This is a genomic window from Shewanella nanhaiensis (genome assembly GCF_019457885.1).
Classification (GTDB): domain Bacteria; phylum Pseudomonadota; class Gammaproteobacteria; order Enterobacterales; family Shewanellaceae; genus Shewanella; species Shewanella nanhaiensis.
This window is the reverse complement of record NZ_JAHZST010000011.1, coordinates 131,084-145,067: the sequence shown is the minus strand read 5'-3', so window position 1 is coordinate 145,067 and position 13,984 is coordinate 131,084. Positions and strand designations below refer to the sequence as shown.

The window sequence follows — 13,984 nt, the reverse complement described above, 5'->3', positions numbered from 1 at the left end:
TAGGGGGTAATGATCACCCCCTTTCTCCCCCAATTGAGGAGACTCTAGTGAATAACAAAGGGGAAAAAACTCGGTGGCAACGACTGTGGAGCTGGTTAAAGAGGCCATTAGCTTTGGGCATTCCCATCGGGGTGTTTCTATTGGTGCTAGGCGCAACATCGTTTCAAGGCATGATGGTGGTATCGAACCAAAACGCTTTCTGTTTTAGTTGCCACCTTAAGATGGACACGATAGTGCAGGAGTATAAGGCGTCATCCCATTTTGGTGATGGAGAGACTATCCCAGCTACCTGCTCTGACTGTCATGTTCCTCATCCTTTTATTGATAAGATGATCGTCAAGACCATAGCGTTGAAGGATGTATACCATATGATGGTCGGCACCATTACCAAGGAAAACTTTGAAGAGCATAGACCGGCTATGGCCGAGAGTGTTTGGGAAGATTTCAAGAAAAATGACTCAGCTAACTGTCGTTACTGTCACCAAGGTGAAAACTTTGATTTAGCCAAGCAGCCACAACGTGCACGGCTGAATCATGAGAAGATAGCCGCGAGGGGGGAGACCTGCATTGATTGTCATCAAGGGTTAACTCATAAGCGGATTGTTAAGCGTTAAGTTATCACAAGATAAATTCAAGCAGTGATAACAACCTTGTATCTCCAACAAAGGTCGCACTCTCCATGCGGCCTTTTTATCATTCACTTTCAAGCAACACATTATCTGAATATGGGGAGAGTTGAAACCAAAACAGCGGGTTATCAAGCTCTGTGGAATCCAATAGCAGAGGGTTAGTCAATCTAACTAATTTAGCCTGATGGTATTGGCCCAATGGAAATACTCCTCGGGTCGCTGGGTGTTGCCTAACAAACTCAAAAATCTCTCCCCGCTTAACCATGGCATTAAGCCCCTGCTCCAACCGCTTAGCTAACGGCTTATTCCGCTTGTTGAGAAAAACATACATGGGCATGGGATAGGTGAGCAGTAGGTTATCTAACGCTACCATATCTTGATTCATACTATGCTCTAGCTCTGCGTGAACCTCTCCGATCCCTCGGGGAAAATAGTCACAGCGACCTTGCCTTAACATAGAGTACATGGACTCAAATTTTGTCACCCTTTCCACTCGGTAACCATTTTGTTCGAGCACATAACTATCAGGCCAGTGAGTTCCCTGGCAGGCAGTGAATTGCTTTAGCTGCTCTGCACTCTCTAGCGCGAGAAACTTTTGATATTGTGAACGGTGAACCACAGGAACACGCATCCCCAATAGACCAGCCATCAAGGGGATACGGATAACATGGTATCGCTTTTCTCTTTTTGGATCTGTCCCAGCCCAAAATATCGTTAACTGATCTGACTCCAATGCATTTAAGCCACGGTTTTGGGTATATGAAGAGCCAGTTTCAACTAACTTAGCAACCCCATATTCATCTTGAGTCTCCTTGAGCACCTCGGAGATAAGATCAACATAGTAATGATAGCTAGCATCATCTTCAGACTGAGGAGATTGGATCAGCAGAGCTTCTGCTGACCACGTAAGGTGGGCGTACAACAACACAGCTAGACCTAATACAATTCGCATAAACAACAGGTGCTGGTAAATAAGTATCCTTAGCTTATAACACACACCTAAATAATGATCATTGAAAAAGCGATTTCAGTGCAATTTACAACTTATAGCCTAGGGATTATTTATCGCAGAGATTGAATAAACCAGAGGTACTCGTTGATCATTATGTTTCATCGCGTAACGGGTATGCTGTTTTCCACTTTTATCTGTCACTAACTCTTTTTCAAGGTTTGCAAACGCATCATAGGGACTGAAATCAAACTCGTTATAGCGTTTAATCTCAAGCCCTGCAGCAATAAGCGCATTGAAGACCTCTGAGATCGGATGGGGCCAGGTCACTAAAGTCTCTTTCTCACCACTACAGTTCTCTGTGTATGTCCCCTCTTCATCGACATCAGGCTCATCTTGCGCAAAGTAGTTATAACCGTCAAACAGTGCCTCAAGAGGATGAAACTCAGCCATATAAAACTCACCACCGGGCTTCAGGCTCGCCTTGATCATTTGGGCCCATCTATTCAAATCAGGCAACCAACAGATAGCACCATATGAGGTAAACACAATATCAAACTGATGCTCAAGCTTCTTTGCCGCACTATAGAGATCGCTACAGATAAAGTTGGCTTCTAACTGACTCTTTACTGCCAACTCTCTTGCCTGCTCGATAGCAACTGAAGAGAGATCGATTCCAGTCACCTCAGCCCCCTCCCGAGCCCAAGAGAGAGTGTCTAAGCCAAAGTGGCACTGTAGATGTAGCAAGCTCTTACCTTTTACATCTAGCTCTTCAAGTTCAATCTCCTGTAAGGCACTATTCCCAGCGATAAAACCGTCAACATCATAAAACTTTGAAGCCACATGAACTTTGGTACGTTTATCCCATGCGCTTTTATTTACTGCTAAGTAGTCCATCTTAAAATCCCCAAGCTATCTATTTCTCAATATAGGGAAATTCACTAAACAGTTAGTCCATTTTCCCAGCAAGTAAGCACATAAGCTAACACACTACTCAGCAAAAACTAAATAACACAATAAAAACATGCGGATACATTTTTGGCACAAACCCTGCAAATGAATACGCATACAAAAACTCAATATAAAATGAGATCCGCCAGAGAGATAACTCACCACAAGGCTTAGGATCATTTAAAAAGGAATTAAACAATGACATTACGACCTATTGCAGCAGTCAGCCTTACGGCATTACTACTATCAGCTTGCATTATTAATGTGAACGGAGCTGGCAGAACACCTACCGAGCATACTCACCAATCACTTCAATTAGACAGTCATGGCCTAGATGAACTGGTAGCCGAAACCGGTGCTGGCGCCTTAGAGATACAGGGAGTTGTTGGTCTATCTCATATCAAACTCGAAGCAGATATCTACACCTATGAAGGAATAGACCCCATACTCACTCTTGAAAAACGTGGTGATACTGCACGTCTGGTAGCGGATTTTGACAGCTACAAGGTTTCAGGGAACTCTCCCTATATTGATCTCGTTGTTAAAGTGCCAGCAGAGATGAAAATGGATATCGACGATGGCTCTGGCAGTATCAAGATCCAGGGCTCAAGTGCCGATATAGATGTAAAAGATGGTTCAGGCAGTATGGAGATTGAAGGAGGCAAGAATCTGAATATCGAAGATGGTTCAGGCTCTATCACGCTCTCCGATGTCAACGGTAATATCACACTGGATGACGGTTCAGGTTCAATAGAGATCATGCAAGTTAACGGTGATGTCAGCGTTAACGATGGCTCTGGAAGTCTCTCTATCGAAAAGGTGCAGGGTTTTGTCACCATAGACGATGGATCAGGCAGCATCAATGTCATGGATACTAAAGGTTTGAAAATTATCGAAGCAGGGTCAGGCAGTCTCAGCTTCGATAACATAGATGGCAAGGTAAGTCTGAAGCAGTAATACCTGCCAGTATAATAGCAACTTCCCGGCGCAGCGACTTATACCAATCAATATAAAGGTTTGAATGAGTTGCTGCCCACCCCATCACTTTTTTATGCTACTCGGAACTATAGGAGTTGATGCAAACAGAAGTTCACTATTGGCCAGTGCATACCGAACAATCAGTGCTCCACAGAAAATAAACACACTCCATCGCAACACTAAAGTTTGCCAGAGTAGCTCAGGATCCATCACCTTACCGATCTCACTTCCCACCAAAAGCAAAAACAGTATCAGATAACTCAAGCCCCTTACTTTAGGCTCTAAGGAATACAGAGGAATAAATTTTGTCGCAGTATAGGCACAGATAAGTCCAAGTATCGCGCCCATCACCACATCTATTGGCCAATGAGCTCCCACCATAACTCTGGAGATGCCGACTAAGCTGGCAAGCATAATTAACGTGAACTTCAACTTGTTACAGTTAACAGCCAGAAAAATAGTACCAGCAAACAAGAATGCGGTGGCGGTATGGCCTGAAGGGAAACTTAAATGATGACGAACCTCTCCAATGATATTTAAAGAATCCAATACATCTGCAGGTCTTGGAGCTTCAAAATACTGCTTTAATAGTGGAACAAGTATTAAAGAGAGAATGGAAGCACCAATCACACGAACGGTCATCTCTGGCCTTAAAGTTAGGTAACACAAAACTAAGGTTCCCAGTGTAGAACCGTGGCCCAGATCGGTAACAATGGCTAATAGCCATTGAGGGGAAAAACCAGATAATCCATTGATAATATTGAATAGATAAAGGTTTGTTTCTGAGTTAAGGGTAACTACATGTAAAACAAACAACGAAAAAACTAATAGCTGAAATCCATTTCTTTGTGTATTAAAGTCAAAGGAATTCTCCTTTCCTTTGACCTCAACCAAAGAGGTCATTACCTATCCCCAGCAGCTTAAGCAAAATTGGCTTAGTAAAAAGACGACACCAACTAGTGCGCCCAAAATGATTAATCTGCTGCTAATTAAAACGACTTACGCAAAAACTTTTTAATCTCGTATTATTTTTTGTATAAGTCTTAAGCGCTGATTAGCGTCGAAACTATAGCAATTTGTGATGGGGATCAACTTTTTAATAGCATGACATACCGAATAGTATCTGCTGTCATATTAGAGGAAGTACCACACCTATATGAAGAGCTCTATGATCATTGCTTAATTAACATGATCATAGAGTAAAACAGAAGCTAGTTAACTTGATTTTTTAACATTTTTGGTGGAAAACTTCTCAGCCAGAAACGTAAAATAAGCAAACCTGATAAGAGAATAAATGACCAGCGAATAACCTGAACTTGCCAATATTGAGGAAAGTCATCACCGTTTTTAAACTCACTGATCACAATCGTCGCAAACAACACTAAATAAAGCTGCACTCTGACAGAACTTGAAAGAACAATTAAAGGCACAAACTTTACCGCACCATAGGCACATAAGAGCCCAACAAACGCGCCCATAACGACATCTTCAGGCCAATGTGCTCCAACCATAATACGAGAGCCAGCAACCAGTGCAGCAGTAGCCACCACTAGCAGCTTTAACCAATGTTTACTCGTTGATAGAAAGATAATCCCTGCCAGAAGAAAAGCAGTAGCGGCATGACCAGAGGGAAAACTATGTTCATGCCTGACCTCTCCGATGATATTCAGGTAATCCAATATGACTGCTGGCCTAGGAGCGTCGAAGTATTGCTTAAGAAGCGGAACCATGATCAAACTGAGCACTGCAGCCACAACGACTCTACAGCACAGCTCGGGACGATAAACCAGATAACATAAGATCACGGCCCCTAAAGTCACCCCGTTCCCCATGTCGGTCACACTTGCTTGCAACCAAGCGGGAACACTTGGACTAAGTCCATTGATAAAATTAAAGACATTCAGATTCGACGCTTCATTAATCGTCAATATATGCAGCACGAAAACGGCAAACAGGAGCAGATGGAAGCCTGATCCTTCAAAGTTATCTTGTAGGGAGGAAGCGATCTTGTTGCCTTGTGCCCTACCCTTGAGCTTTTGTAACAAAGAAGCCATCGCTCCTCCAGAGTTGCAGGTCTATCACATATCAATTTTTGAGATATGTTCAGCCCCGCATAATCAATAAGCTATCCCTAAAGTGAATTGTCCTTTTGCCCTAAATCAGGGCGATAACGATACTTAAAACACAAAGCTTAACGACTCTATGTGACAACTTAGAGAGTGAAGGCCATCGCATCAGGCTGGCAGACTAACTCAACAAGAGTGAAAAAAGTGTGAAAGGAGTGCACTACATAGAGATAAATCAGTTTAAACAGGCAGGTATTTATCTAATATGCGCACTGGCGCGGATTTCAGAGTTTTAGCACTTTGGCCATAAGTTAAACAGCACTAATCAATCTATAGAAAAATATATAGATTGATTAGCTGTTAATAGAGACAGCTTGATAGAAGTTGTGATCTACTTTAGTGAGCGATTAACGCCAATTTTCTCTTTCTACTCCAAGATTTTATCTCGAGTTCCCGCTTTAATGCCCCAGAGCGATCACCAACCAGCTCACGATATACTAGCTTAAGCGGTCCTTTGCCTCTTAGGTATTTAGCCGCCTTGGGTCCACCACTCTCATGTTCACTAAAACGGCGTTCAATATCGACAGTCACCCCTGTGTAGAGATGACCATTGGCACACTCGATCATGTACAGGTACCACTTAGGCTCGCTCACCTATTTATCCAAGTCTTTATCTAAGCCTAATAGTCCAAGAAAGAAGGCGTACTCCTGTGCCGTGTCTTGATAGCGACGATAGCGCCCACTTTTACCACCGTGACCCGCTTCCATATCCACATGAAATAGCAGCAAATTATCATCGGTTTTATAATCACGTAATTTGGCCACCCACTTTGCTGGCTCAAAATATTGCACCTGTGAATCATGTAAACCTGTGGTCACCAAAAGGTGCGGATAATCCTGCCGTGTGACCTGATCATAGGGTGAATAGCTGAGCATATAGTCAAAATAGGCCCTCTCATTCGGGTTGCCCCACTCATCATACTCGTTGGTTGTAAGTGGAATAGACTCATCGAGCATGGTCGTCACAATATCCACGAATGGCACATGGGCAGCCACGGCAAAATACCGCTCAGGCGCTTGATTAATAACAGAGCCCATAAGAAGACCACCAGCACTACCACCTGCGGCAACAACACGTTTACTATCCCCATAACCTTGCTCAACGAGTCCTTTCGTCACATCGATAAAGTCATTAAAGCTATTTTGCTTATTCAACATACGACCATTGTCATACCAAGGACGCCCCAACATCTCTCCACCTCTCACATGAGCGATGGAGTAGACCATACCCCGGTCAAGCAGACTTAATATCGAGCTATCAAAATCTGGTTCGATAGTATGGCCATAGGCACCATAACCATATTGGTAGAGCGGGTTTGAACCATCTTTGTTGAACTTATCTTTACGGTAAACCAAAGTGACAGGCACCTTGGCACCATCTCTGGCATCAATAAACAGACGCTCCGCCTGATAAAGTTCACTATCAAAATCACCTAACATTCGCTCCTGCTTAAGTAAGACTCGTGCTTCCCCATTAGTAGTCAGGTCATATTCATAAATTGATTCAGGTGTTGTGGGACTGGAGTAGTAGATGCGCAGTTTGTCGCTCTCTTGGCTAGCATTGACGTCCAAGCCAACCACGTAGGCAGGATCGTTAAACGCCAAGTGATAGGCAGTTTGCTCACCAAACGGGCGGATCTGAATATGGCTTATTCCCTGATCGCGACTCTGCACTATCAGATAATCTTTCAGGAGCAAAATATCTTCAATACGCACATCAGGATCGGCGGATATCACCTGTTGCCACTTGCTCTTATCGGCAAAATGACTCTCACTCACCTTCATTAATCTGAAGTTTTCAGCCTGCCAGTTCGTCAAGATATAGTACTCACTGCCCAACTTAGCAACTGAGTACTCGTGACCCTCTTCACGGGCTAGTAGGGGGGCGAACTGACCAAGTGGCTTATCGGCATCGAGCACAGAGATCTCACTGGTCACAGTGCTTTCATGGTGAAGCACAATGCGGCTCTCATCTAAACTCTTACCAAGTGCAATATAGTAGGTGTCATCTAGCTCCTCATACACCAAAGTATCTTGAACTTGAGGTGTGCCGAGTCGATGGCGGAATACTTGATTACCCAGTAATGTTTGTGGATCTTTTCTGATATAGAAAACGTGTTGATTATCATTAGCCCAAACCAGTCTCCCGTCGGTTCCCTCCAGAATATCCTCAAGGAGTTCACCATTTTCGATGGTTTTAAAGTAGATCTTGTAGATGCGGCGACTTAACAGATCTTCGCCAAAGGCCAACATAGACTCATCAGGACTGACGTGAACTCCACCAAGACCATAAAAATCTTGCTTATCAGCTCTAAGATTCACATCTAGTAAGATAGTTTCATCACGACCTAACACCTTACTTCTAGTAATAATTGGGTACTCAAAACCTTGCTGATAACGACGGGAATACCAATGAGAATGCCATTTGTAAGGCACGCTGGACTCATCTTTATCTAAACGGCCAACCAGCTCATCAAACAGTGTTTGTTGCAGTGATTCGTAGGGGGAGAATTGCGCTTTTTTATAGCTATTTTCCGACTCCAAGTGAGCGATAATTTTAGGATCTTTACGATCGTCATCACGCATCCAGTAGTAATCATCACTGCGCTGTATGCCGTGCAAATTCAGTTCATGGGGAATTTTGTCAGCAACAGGCGGCTGAGCTGAAATCAGATCTGTCATAGAGGTACATCCAACAAATAGGGTTAATAGCACTAATATAGGCAAGTATATGGCTGCAGAACTAACAGCAAATTTGTTAATCATTACTCATCCTTGGTAAACAACTTATCGTTAGTCTGCTCGAGTCTAAGTTCGATAACTTGATAGGTAAAGTAAAAGCGCGCAAAACCTTTATATACCCAAACAACTTCAAGGTGCAGGATTCAGCATTTTGAGGTCGCTTGGGTATACACTTGTCATTATTATAAAATTAGCGCACCATGTTCGCGCTCACTAGTCGTTCAACAAGAACGAAGATAGATGAGTAAATTCTCAGGGCGGGGTGAAACTCCCCACCGGCGGTGATAGCGCTTAAATTAACCTAAGCCTTAAGCCCGCGAGCGCCCAAATCAGCTAAAGCTAACTTGGGGTCAAGCAGATCTGGTGAACTCTATCTGATATATAGAACACTCCAGAGCCGACGGTAATGAACCGCATTAATCAGATAACACTCTGATAGTGAAGTACTAAGTCCGGATGAAAGAGAATATAAGACAAAAGCTAACGTTACCTTCTCGGTGATGCTTGCTCACTTGCCTCTTATTGTACGTTTGCATGGCCAGCTTTTTTAAGTTTAGCTATGCAGCGTCATTTTCTGCACGCCCTGATTCTGGAAAACCCAATGTTGTTTATTAAGGATTTTAACCATGAATCAGTCATTACTTACCCCTTTTGGCACAGCCATTGAACGTGTTGAAGCCGCTCTCACCTCCCTTAAACAGGGCCGAGGTGTTCTCGTTGTCGATGATGAAGATAGAGAAAATGAGGGCGATCTTATCTATTCGGCACAGTCTCTAACTAACGAACAGATGGCACTGCTAATACGAGAGTGCAGCGGTATCGTTTGTCTCTGTTTAACCGATGAACGTATCAAGCAGTTAGACCTGCCCCCTATGGTCGAAGATAACTCCAGTCAATACGGCACAGCGTTTACCGTGAGCATAGAGGCAAAAGTGGGTGTGACCACAGGTGTTTCAGCAGCAGACCGCGTCACCACGATTAAAGCAGCCATCGCAGACAACGCAGTACCTGACGATCTGGCTCGCCCAGGCCATGTCTACCCACTTCGTGCTCAACCTGGAGGCGTATTCTCCCGAAGAGGGCACACGGAAGGCACGGTAGATCTTATGCTTCTCGCTGGTTTAAAGCCCGCAGGTGTACTATGCGAAGTCACTAACCCAGATGGCACCATGGCTAGACTGGCAGAGATAATTCAGTTTGGTCAACAGCACAATCTACCTGTGATAACCATAGAGGATATTGTTGAATATCGTAAAGTAACCATGGAAAAGGCAAGTTAACTTTAGGCGGATTCAAAGTTAGCAAATAATGTGGCTAAACATACAGATGATTAGCCACCTTTACTTAACAATAAATATCAATTACCGCAATTTGTTTACCAATTATAACCATATGAAATATATGGTTATATCGCTATTTTCCTCCTAACATCTAAAAAATAATAATACGACAGAAATTAAATCCAATAAAAATAGTATGTTACAATTAAGGCTCGATATATGAAAAATCGTGACTTAGATTAGACTTTGGTGAAATAGGGATGACAGATACATTTTGCTATGATATTTATCCTAACCCAAATATTGCCTTTAAAGTGGCGTAGGTTTGGTCAAATTCATCTATCCCCTGAACTTGATTTTACGCTATTTAGCGAAATGCTAATGTAGCAGCGAAACCTCTTAGGTGAACGATTTATTCATAAGCCAAAATAGTCTTCAACATGACACGCAGGGAGCAGCTTGAATGACATCAGTGATAAACCGGATGAGTTTTAAAAATAAACTACTCCTGTTTGCAGCAATTCCTATGTTGCTTCTTTCCCTATTTGGTTCCATCACAATGTCTGGGCTGTTAGACAGCTTTCAGGCCGCTCAAAGAAATACACTCACTATCGAGATCACCTTAGAGATAGAGAATCTTCTCTTCGAATTACAAAAAGAGCGGGGGCTTACTGCTGGTTTTATCGGCAGCAAAGGTGAAAAGTACCAAAGACGTTTACTCGAACAACAGCAGCAGACCGATCTGCAGCTTAATAAACTACTCACCAACCAGTCCCTGGGAAAAGTTCTTAATCAAAAAGCTGCTCGCACACAAATGCTATTTGAGAACTTTCAACGTATCCAAGCCATTGGACTACAACTGCAGGATATTAGGAAAAGCATCTCCCTGCCAGAAAGTGCGGCTTTTCAGTATTTTTCAGAGTTTAACTACCGCCTGCTGCTCTTTATATCTCAACTTCAGATGCATACCCAAGATGCCTCCCAAGTCAGTGCCTATAACGATCTACTTCATGTATTAGATATACAGGAGTTAGCGGGTCAGGAGCGAGGACTCGTCAATAGGCTACTCTCGGCAAAGTTGATGACATCCAATACCATTATCACCATTCACGCCATAGAAAATGAGCTGGATGACTCTGTAAACCAGCTACTTTCCACCGCTGGAACTGAGCATAAGCAATACATTAGAAAGATGCTAGCCAGCGAAACTCATACTCAATATCTGATAATGAGGCAAAAGATAAAGTCTCAGATCCACTTAGTGAGTCAGGCACAGGAGCTCAACCTTCTACTGGGTTATGGCGGTTTAATCCATAACTTTAAAAATTATCTACTCAGAGGTGACATTAGATATTTTGATCAGTTTCAAGATAAAGTTCAGCAGCTTAGAAATAAGCTCTCGACCATAGAGCAACAACATTTTTTGACCCCTTTACAACACGCCTCTCTCGCTCAGATCAGAGAGACAATTGGGGAGTACCAAGAGAATATCTTCCAACTAAAACAGCTGAAACAAGAGGGAATAAAGATTCAGGAGCAGGACAATTTAGTCCGCGTTGATGATGGACCTATGCTTGCTTCACTCTCGCAGCTTCAATTGCAAACACCTAAAGTCAATAGTGAAGAGTGGTGGCAGACCACCAGTAAACGAATTGATGATCTGCACCAACTAAGCTCGACTATCTCAAACAGAATCGAGAAGTTAAGTGCTCAGCAAAAAAGTGACTCTCTGCTTTTTCTCACAGTAGGAATAACGGCCACCCTCATCAATATATTACTTCTGTTTATTTTAGGTCGCATTATGGTGAGGAGCTTAGTTGGTAGTGTTTCAGCCATAGCTACAGATATGCAGAAAATGGCCCAAGATCCTCATCTAGATCTGACAGTGGCCGTAGAGGGGAATGATGAGATAGCCCAGATGTCTCAGTCGCTCAACCTAATGTTAAAAGAGCGATTAAAAGCCAATAGCCAGCTGAATTTAGCCGCTGCCGTATTTAACTATTCTGCCGAAGGGATAATGGTTACGGATAAAAATAACTGTATCGAATTGGTTAACCCCGCCTTCACCCAGATAACTGGATACACATTAGAGGAGGTTAAAGGCAAGAAACCTTCGATGTTAAAATCAGATATGCAACCCGCTGGCTACTACCAATCCATGTGGTCATCTCTGGAACAGAGTGATAAATGGGAAGGAGAGGTGTGGAATAAACGCAAGAATGGACAGGTATACCCCGAATACCTAGCTATCACGGTCGTGCGCGATGAAGCAGGCAAAATTATCCAACATATAGGCCTATTTCTTGATATCAGTAATCGCAAAAAGTATGAGCAAGATATCTGGTATAAAACCAATTACGATGCACTGACAAACCTCCCTAATCACCATCTCTACACCACAAGATTGCAGCAGGAGATACTTCAGAGTAAACAGAAATCATCACAGCTAGCCATCTTATTTATCGACTTAGATAGGTTCAAATATATTAATGATATTTATGGCCATAACTTAGGTAATGAGTTGCTTCGCCTGGTTGCAGCAAGATTGGAATACCTGCTAGATCAGCATGATTTTGTTGCCCGCTACAGTGGTGATGAGTTTGTGATAATTAAAACCCAGATCGAAACAGAGGAGCAGTTAAAAAAGTTCACCGAATCTGTGCTTAAACATATCTCCTCACCTTTCGATCTTAGCCATAACGAGTTGATGATCTCGGCAAGTATTGGCATCTGCCTCTATCCTGATAACGGTGACGATCCAGAGCTTTTAACTCGAAACGCCGAAACCGCTATGTATAAAGCTAAGGGGGATGGCCGTAGTAACTACCGGTATTTCTCCCCAGAGATGAATGCCAATATGCTGGAGAGGATCCAGCTAGAGCAACGTCTCAGACGAGCCGTGCTTCAAAAAGAGTTCTGCCTGAATTACCAACCCATAGTTACCCTTAATGATCACAGCGTTATTGGCGTTGAAGCCTTAATCCGTTGGCAAGATCCTAAGTTTGGATTGATCCCACCGGATCAATTTATTCCACTTGCCGAAGAGACAGGCCTAATAGAGCCAATAGGAGAGTGGGTACTCGAGCAGGCACTCATCGATCTTCATAGTTGGCATAATAAGGGCTATATGATCAATATGGCGGTCAATGTTTCAGGCAGGCAACTTATCAATGGCAATCAGATATCCTTTAATCGTCTGATATCTAAATTACTGAAAAAATACGGTATAGATGCCAAATACCTGCATATAGAGATCACTGAATCTATGTTAATGGAGGACAGAGAGCAGTGCTTACATGCTTTAGAGGCGATTCGTGATCACGGCATGGATATCTATATCGATGATTTTGGTACCGGCTACTCATCCCTCAGTTACCTAAAAAGCTTCCCTATCTCAGTGATCAAAATAGATAAAAGCTTTGTCGACAATATGTTGGAGTGCCAGTCCGATGCCAACCTGATTAAAGCCATTATAATGATGGGAAAAAGTTTAGAGCTTAAACTTGTGGCAGAGGGGATAGAAACTGAAGAACAACTGGCGTTTTTACACAGTTTAGGCTGTGACTTTGGTCAAGGGTATCTCATCTCACGTCCACTGCCGAGTTACGAGTTAACCAATTTACTCATACAGAGGCTGACGCCAACATTAACAGATGAACAAAACCTAGAAGAGTATCTAAACATCTAATGAAATAGAGCTAAGAAACAAGCCTATTGCTTCTTAGCTCAACCCACTTTTACTTAGCTTATTGGCTTAAGCGCCTTCGCCAGTCATCACACTCTCAGACTCACTCACCGCCATCTGAGCCAGATCTTTATCAACAAAGAACAGGGCCTTACCATCTTCACCCACTAAACGGATCTTATCGACAACTGATTTGAACAACTTCTCCTCTTCATGCTGCTCAGATACATACCACTGCAGGAAGTTGAAGGTAGAGTAGTCTTGATTTGTAAACGCGGCATGGGCTAGATCATTAATTTTTCTAGTGATCATCTGCTCATGCTCATAAGTGTACTCAAACAGAGCCAGCAGAGAACTAAACTCAGCTTGCGGTGCTTCAATAGCACCTAACAGTGGCATACCACCTGTTTCACTCACGTAAGTAAATAGACGATGCATATGCTGCATCTCTTCATCAGCGTGAGCGCGCATAAATTTGGCAGCACCTTCGAAGCCTTTATCTTCGCACCAAGCGCTCATCTGTAGGTAGAGGTTAGAAGAAAAAAACTCCACATTAATCTGAGCATTCAATTGATCTATCATAGTTTGTGCAAGCATTGTTCTTCCTATCTACATATATTTAAAAGATTAACCCTATGTTGGAG

Annotated in this window: 11 protein-coding genes and 1 riboswitch; of the genes, 4 read left to right on the top strand and 7 right to left on the bottom strand. The window is 42.9% G+C overall.

Features of this window, described 5'->3' with window-relative positions:
* Window positions 1–47: 47 nt before the first annotated feature.
* The gene (locus K0625_RS15600; RefSeq protein WP_012327322.1) at window positions 48–614 is read left to right on the top strand and encodes a NapC/NirT family cytochrome c; all 567 of its coding nucleotides are present in this window, start codon (window positions 48–50) and stop codon (window positions 612–614) included.
* A 79-nt stretch (window positions 615–693) separates the two neighbouring features.
* Here K0625_RS15600 and K0625_RS15595 read toward each other — a convergent pair whose 3' ends face one another.
* Together K0625_RS15595 and K0625_RS15590 are read right to left on the bottom strand one after the other, a co-directional pair.
* The gene (locus K0625_RS15595) at window positions 694–1,581 is read right to left on the bottom strand and encodes a transporter substrate-binding domain-containing protein (RefSeq protein ID WP_220110534.1); all 888 of its coding nucleotides are present in this window, start codon (window positions 1,579–1,581) and stop codon (window positions 694–696) included.
* A 99-nt stretch (window positions 1,582–1,680) separates the two neighbouring features.
* A complete protein-coding gene (locus tag K0625_RS15590; RefSeq protein WP_220110533.1) occupies window positions 1,681–2,475 on the bottom strand; it encodes a class I SAM-dependent methyltransferase in 795 nt (264 codons plus the stop codon).
* Window positions 2,476–2,727: 252 nt separating this feature from the next.
* Between K0625_RS15590 and K0625_RS15585 the strand changes: the two genes are divergently transcribed.
* Complete coding sequence (locus tag K0625_RS15585; protein ID WP_220110532.1) at window positions 2,728–3,486, top strand: DUF4097 family beta strand repeat-containing protein; 759 nt, start codon at window positions 2,728–2,730, stop codon at window positions 3,484–3,486.
* A gap of 84 nt (window positions 3,487–3,570) precedes the next feature.
* Here K0625_RS15585 and K0625_RS15580 read toward each other — a convergent pair whose 3' ends face one another.
* The 4 genes from K0625_RS15580 to K0625_RS15565 form a co-directional block, all read right to left on the bottom strand.
* Entirely contained in the window at window positions 3,571–4,410 is an 840-nt protein-coding gene (locus tag K0625_RS15580; RefSeq protein WP_220110531.1) for a phosphatase PAP2 family protein, read from the bottom strand.
* A gap of 308 nt (window positions 4,411–4,718) precedes the next feature.
* Complete coding sequence (locus tag K0625_RS15575; RefSeq protein ID WP_220110530.1) at window positions 4,719–5,561, bottom strand: phosphatase PAP2 family protein; 843 nt, start codon at window positions 5,559–5,561, stop codon at window positions 4,719–4,721.
* Window positions 5,562–5,969: 408 nt separating this feature from the next.
* Window positions 5,970–6,227, bottom strand: coding sequence for a GIY-YIG nuclease family protein (locus tag K0625_RS15570; RefSeq protein WP_333473861.1), 258 nt, complete (start codon window positions 6,225–6,227; stop codon window positions 5,970–5,972).
* Window positions 6,228–8,399 (bottom strand): S9 family peptidase, encoded by a 2,172-nt coding sequence (locus K0625_RS15565; RefSeq protein ID WP_220110529.1) that lies wholly within the window; start codon window positions 8,397–8,399, stop codon window positions 6,228–6,230. It abuts the gene before it with no gap.
* Window positions 8,400–8,619: 220 nt separating this feature from the next.
* Window positions 8,620–8,847, top strand: a riboswitch (FMN riboswitch).
* A 154-nt stretch (window positions 8,848–9,001) separates the two neighbouring features.
* On the opposite strand from K0625_RS15565, the gene ribB reads away from it, so the two are divergent.
* Together ribB and K0625_RS15555 are read left to right on the top strand one after the other, a co-directional pair.
* Window positions 9,002–9,655, top strand: coding sequence for a 3,4-dihydroxy-2-butanone-4-phosphate synthase (gene ribB / locus K0625_RS15560; protein ID WP_220110528.1), 654 nt, complete (start codon window positions 9,002–9,004; stop codon window positions 9,653–9,655).
* A 463-nt stretch (window positions 9,656–10,118) separates the two neighbouring features.
* Window positions 10,119–13,343: an EAL domain-containing protein gene (locus tag K0625_RS15555; protein ID WP_220110527.1), complete on the top strand. Its 3,225-nt coding sequence runs from the start codon at window positions 10,119–10,121 to the stop codon at window positions 13,341–13,343.
* Between the two features lie 66 nt (window positions 13,344–13,409).
* Here the strand turns inward: K0625_RS15555 and ftnA are convergent, their stop codons facing one another.
* On the bottom strand, window positions 13,410–13,937 hold the full coding sequence (gene ftnA, locus K0625_RS15550; protein ID WP_220110526.1) for a non-heme ferritin: 528 nt from the start codon (window positions 13,935–13,937) through the stop codon (window positions 13,410–13,412).
* Between the last annotated feature and the right edge of the window lie 47 nt (window positions 13,938–13,984).

What these genes read in the sequence shown, in the direction of transcription:
- K0625_RS15595 (WP_220110534.1), bottom strand. Translation starts at nt 1,581, where the DNA reads ATGCGAATTGTATTAGGTCTAGCTGTGTTGTTGTACGCCCACCTTACG.
- K0625_RS15590 (WP_220110533.1), bottom strand. Translation starts at nt 2,475, where the DNA reads ATGGACTACTTAGCAGTAAATAAAAGCGCATGGGATAAACGTACCAAA.
- K0625_RS15585 (WP_220110532.1), top strand. Translation starts at nt 2,728, where the DNA reads ATGACATTACGACCTATTGCAGCAGTCAGCCTTACGGCATTACTACTA.
- K0625_RS15580 (WP_220110531.1), bottom strand. Translation starts at nt 4,410, where the DNA reads ATGACCTCTTTGGTTGAGGTCAAAGGAAAGGAGAATTCCTTTGACTTT.
- K0625_RS15575 (WP_220110530.1), bottom strand. Translation starts at nt 5,561, where the DNA reads ATGGCTTCTTTGTTACAAAAGCTCAAGGGTAGGGCACAAGGCAACAAG.
- K0625_RS15565 (WP_220110529.1), bottom strand. Translation starts at nt 8,399, where the DNA reads ATGATTAACAAATTTGCTGTTAGTTCTGCAGCCATATACTTGCCTATA.
- ribB (WP_220110528.1), top strand. Translation starts at nt 9,002, where the DNA reads ATGAATCAGTCATTACTTACCCCTTTTGGCACAGCCATTGAACGTGTT.
- K0625_RS15555 (WP_220110527.1), top strand. Translation starts at nt 10,119, where the DNA reads ATGACATCAGTGATAAACCGGATGAGTTTTAAAAATAAACTACTCCTG.
- ftnA (WP_220110526.1), bottom strand. Translation starts at nt 13,937, where the DNA reads ATGCTTGCACAAACTATGATAGATCAATTGAATGCTCAGATTAATGTG.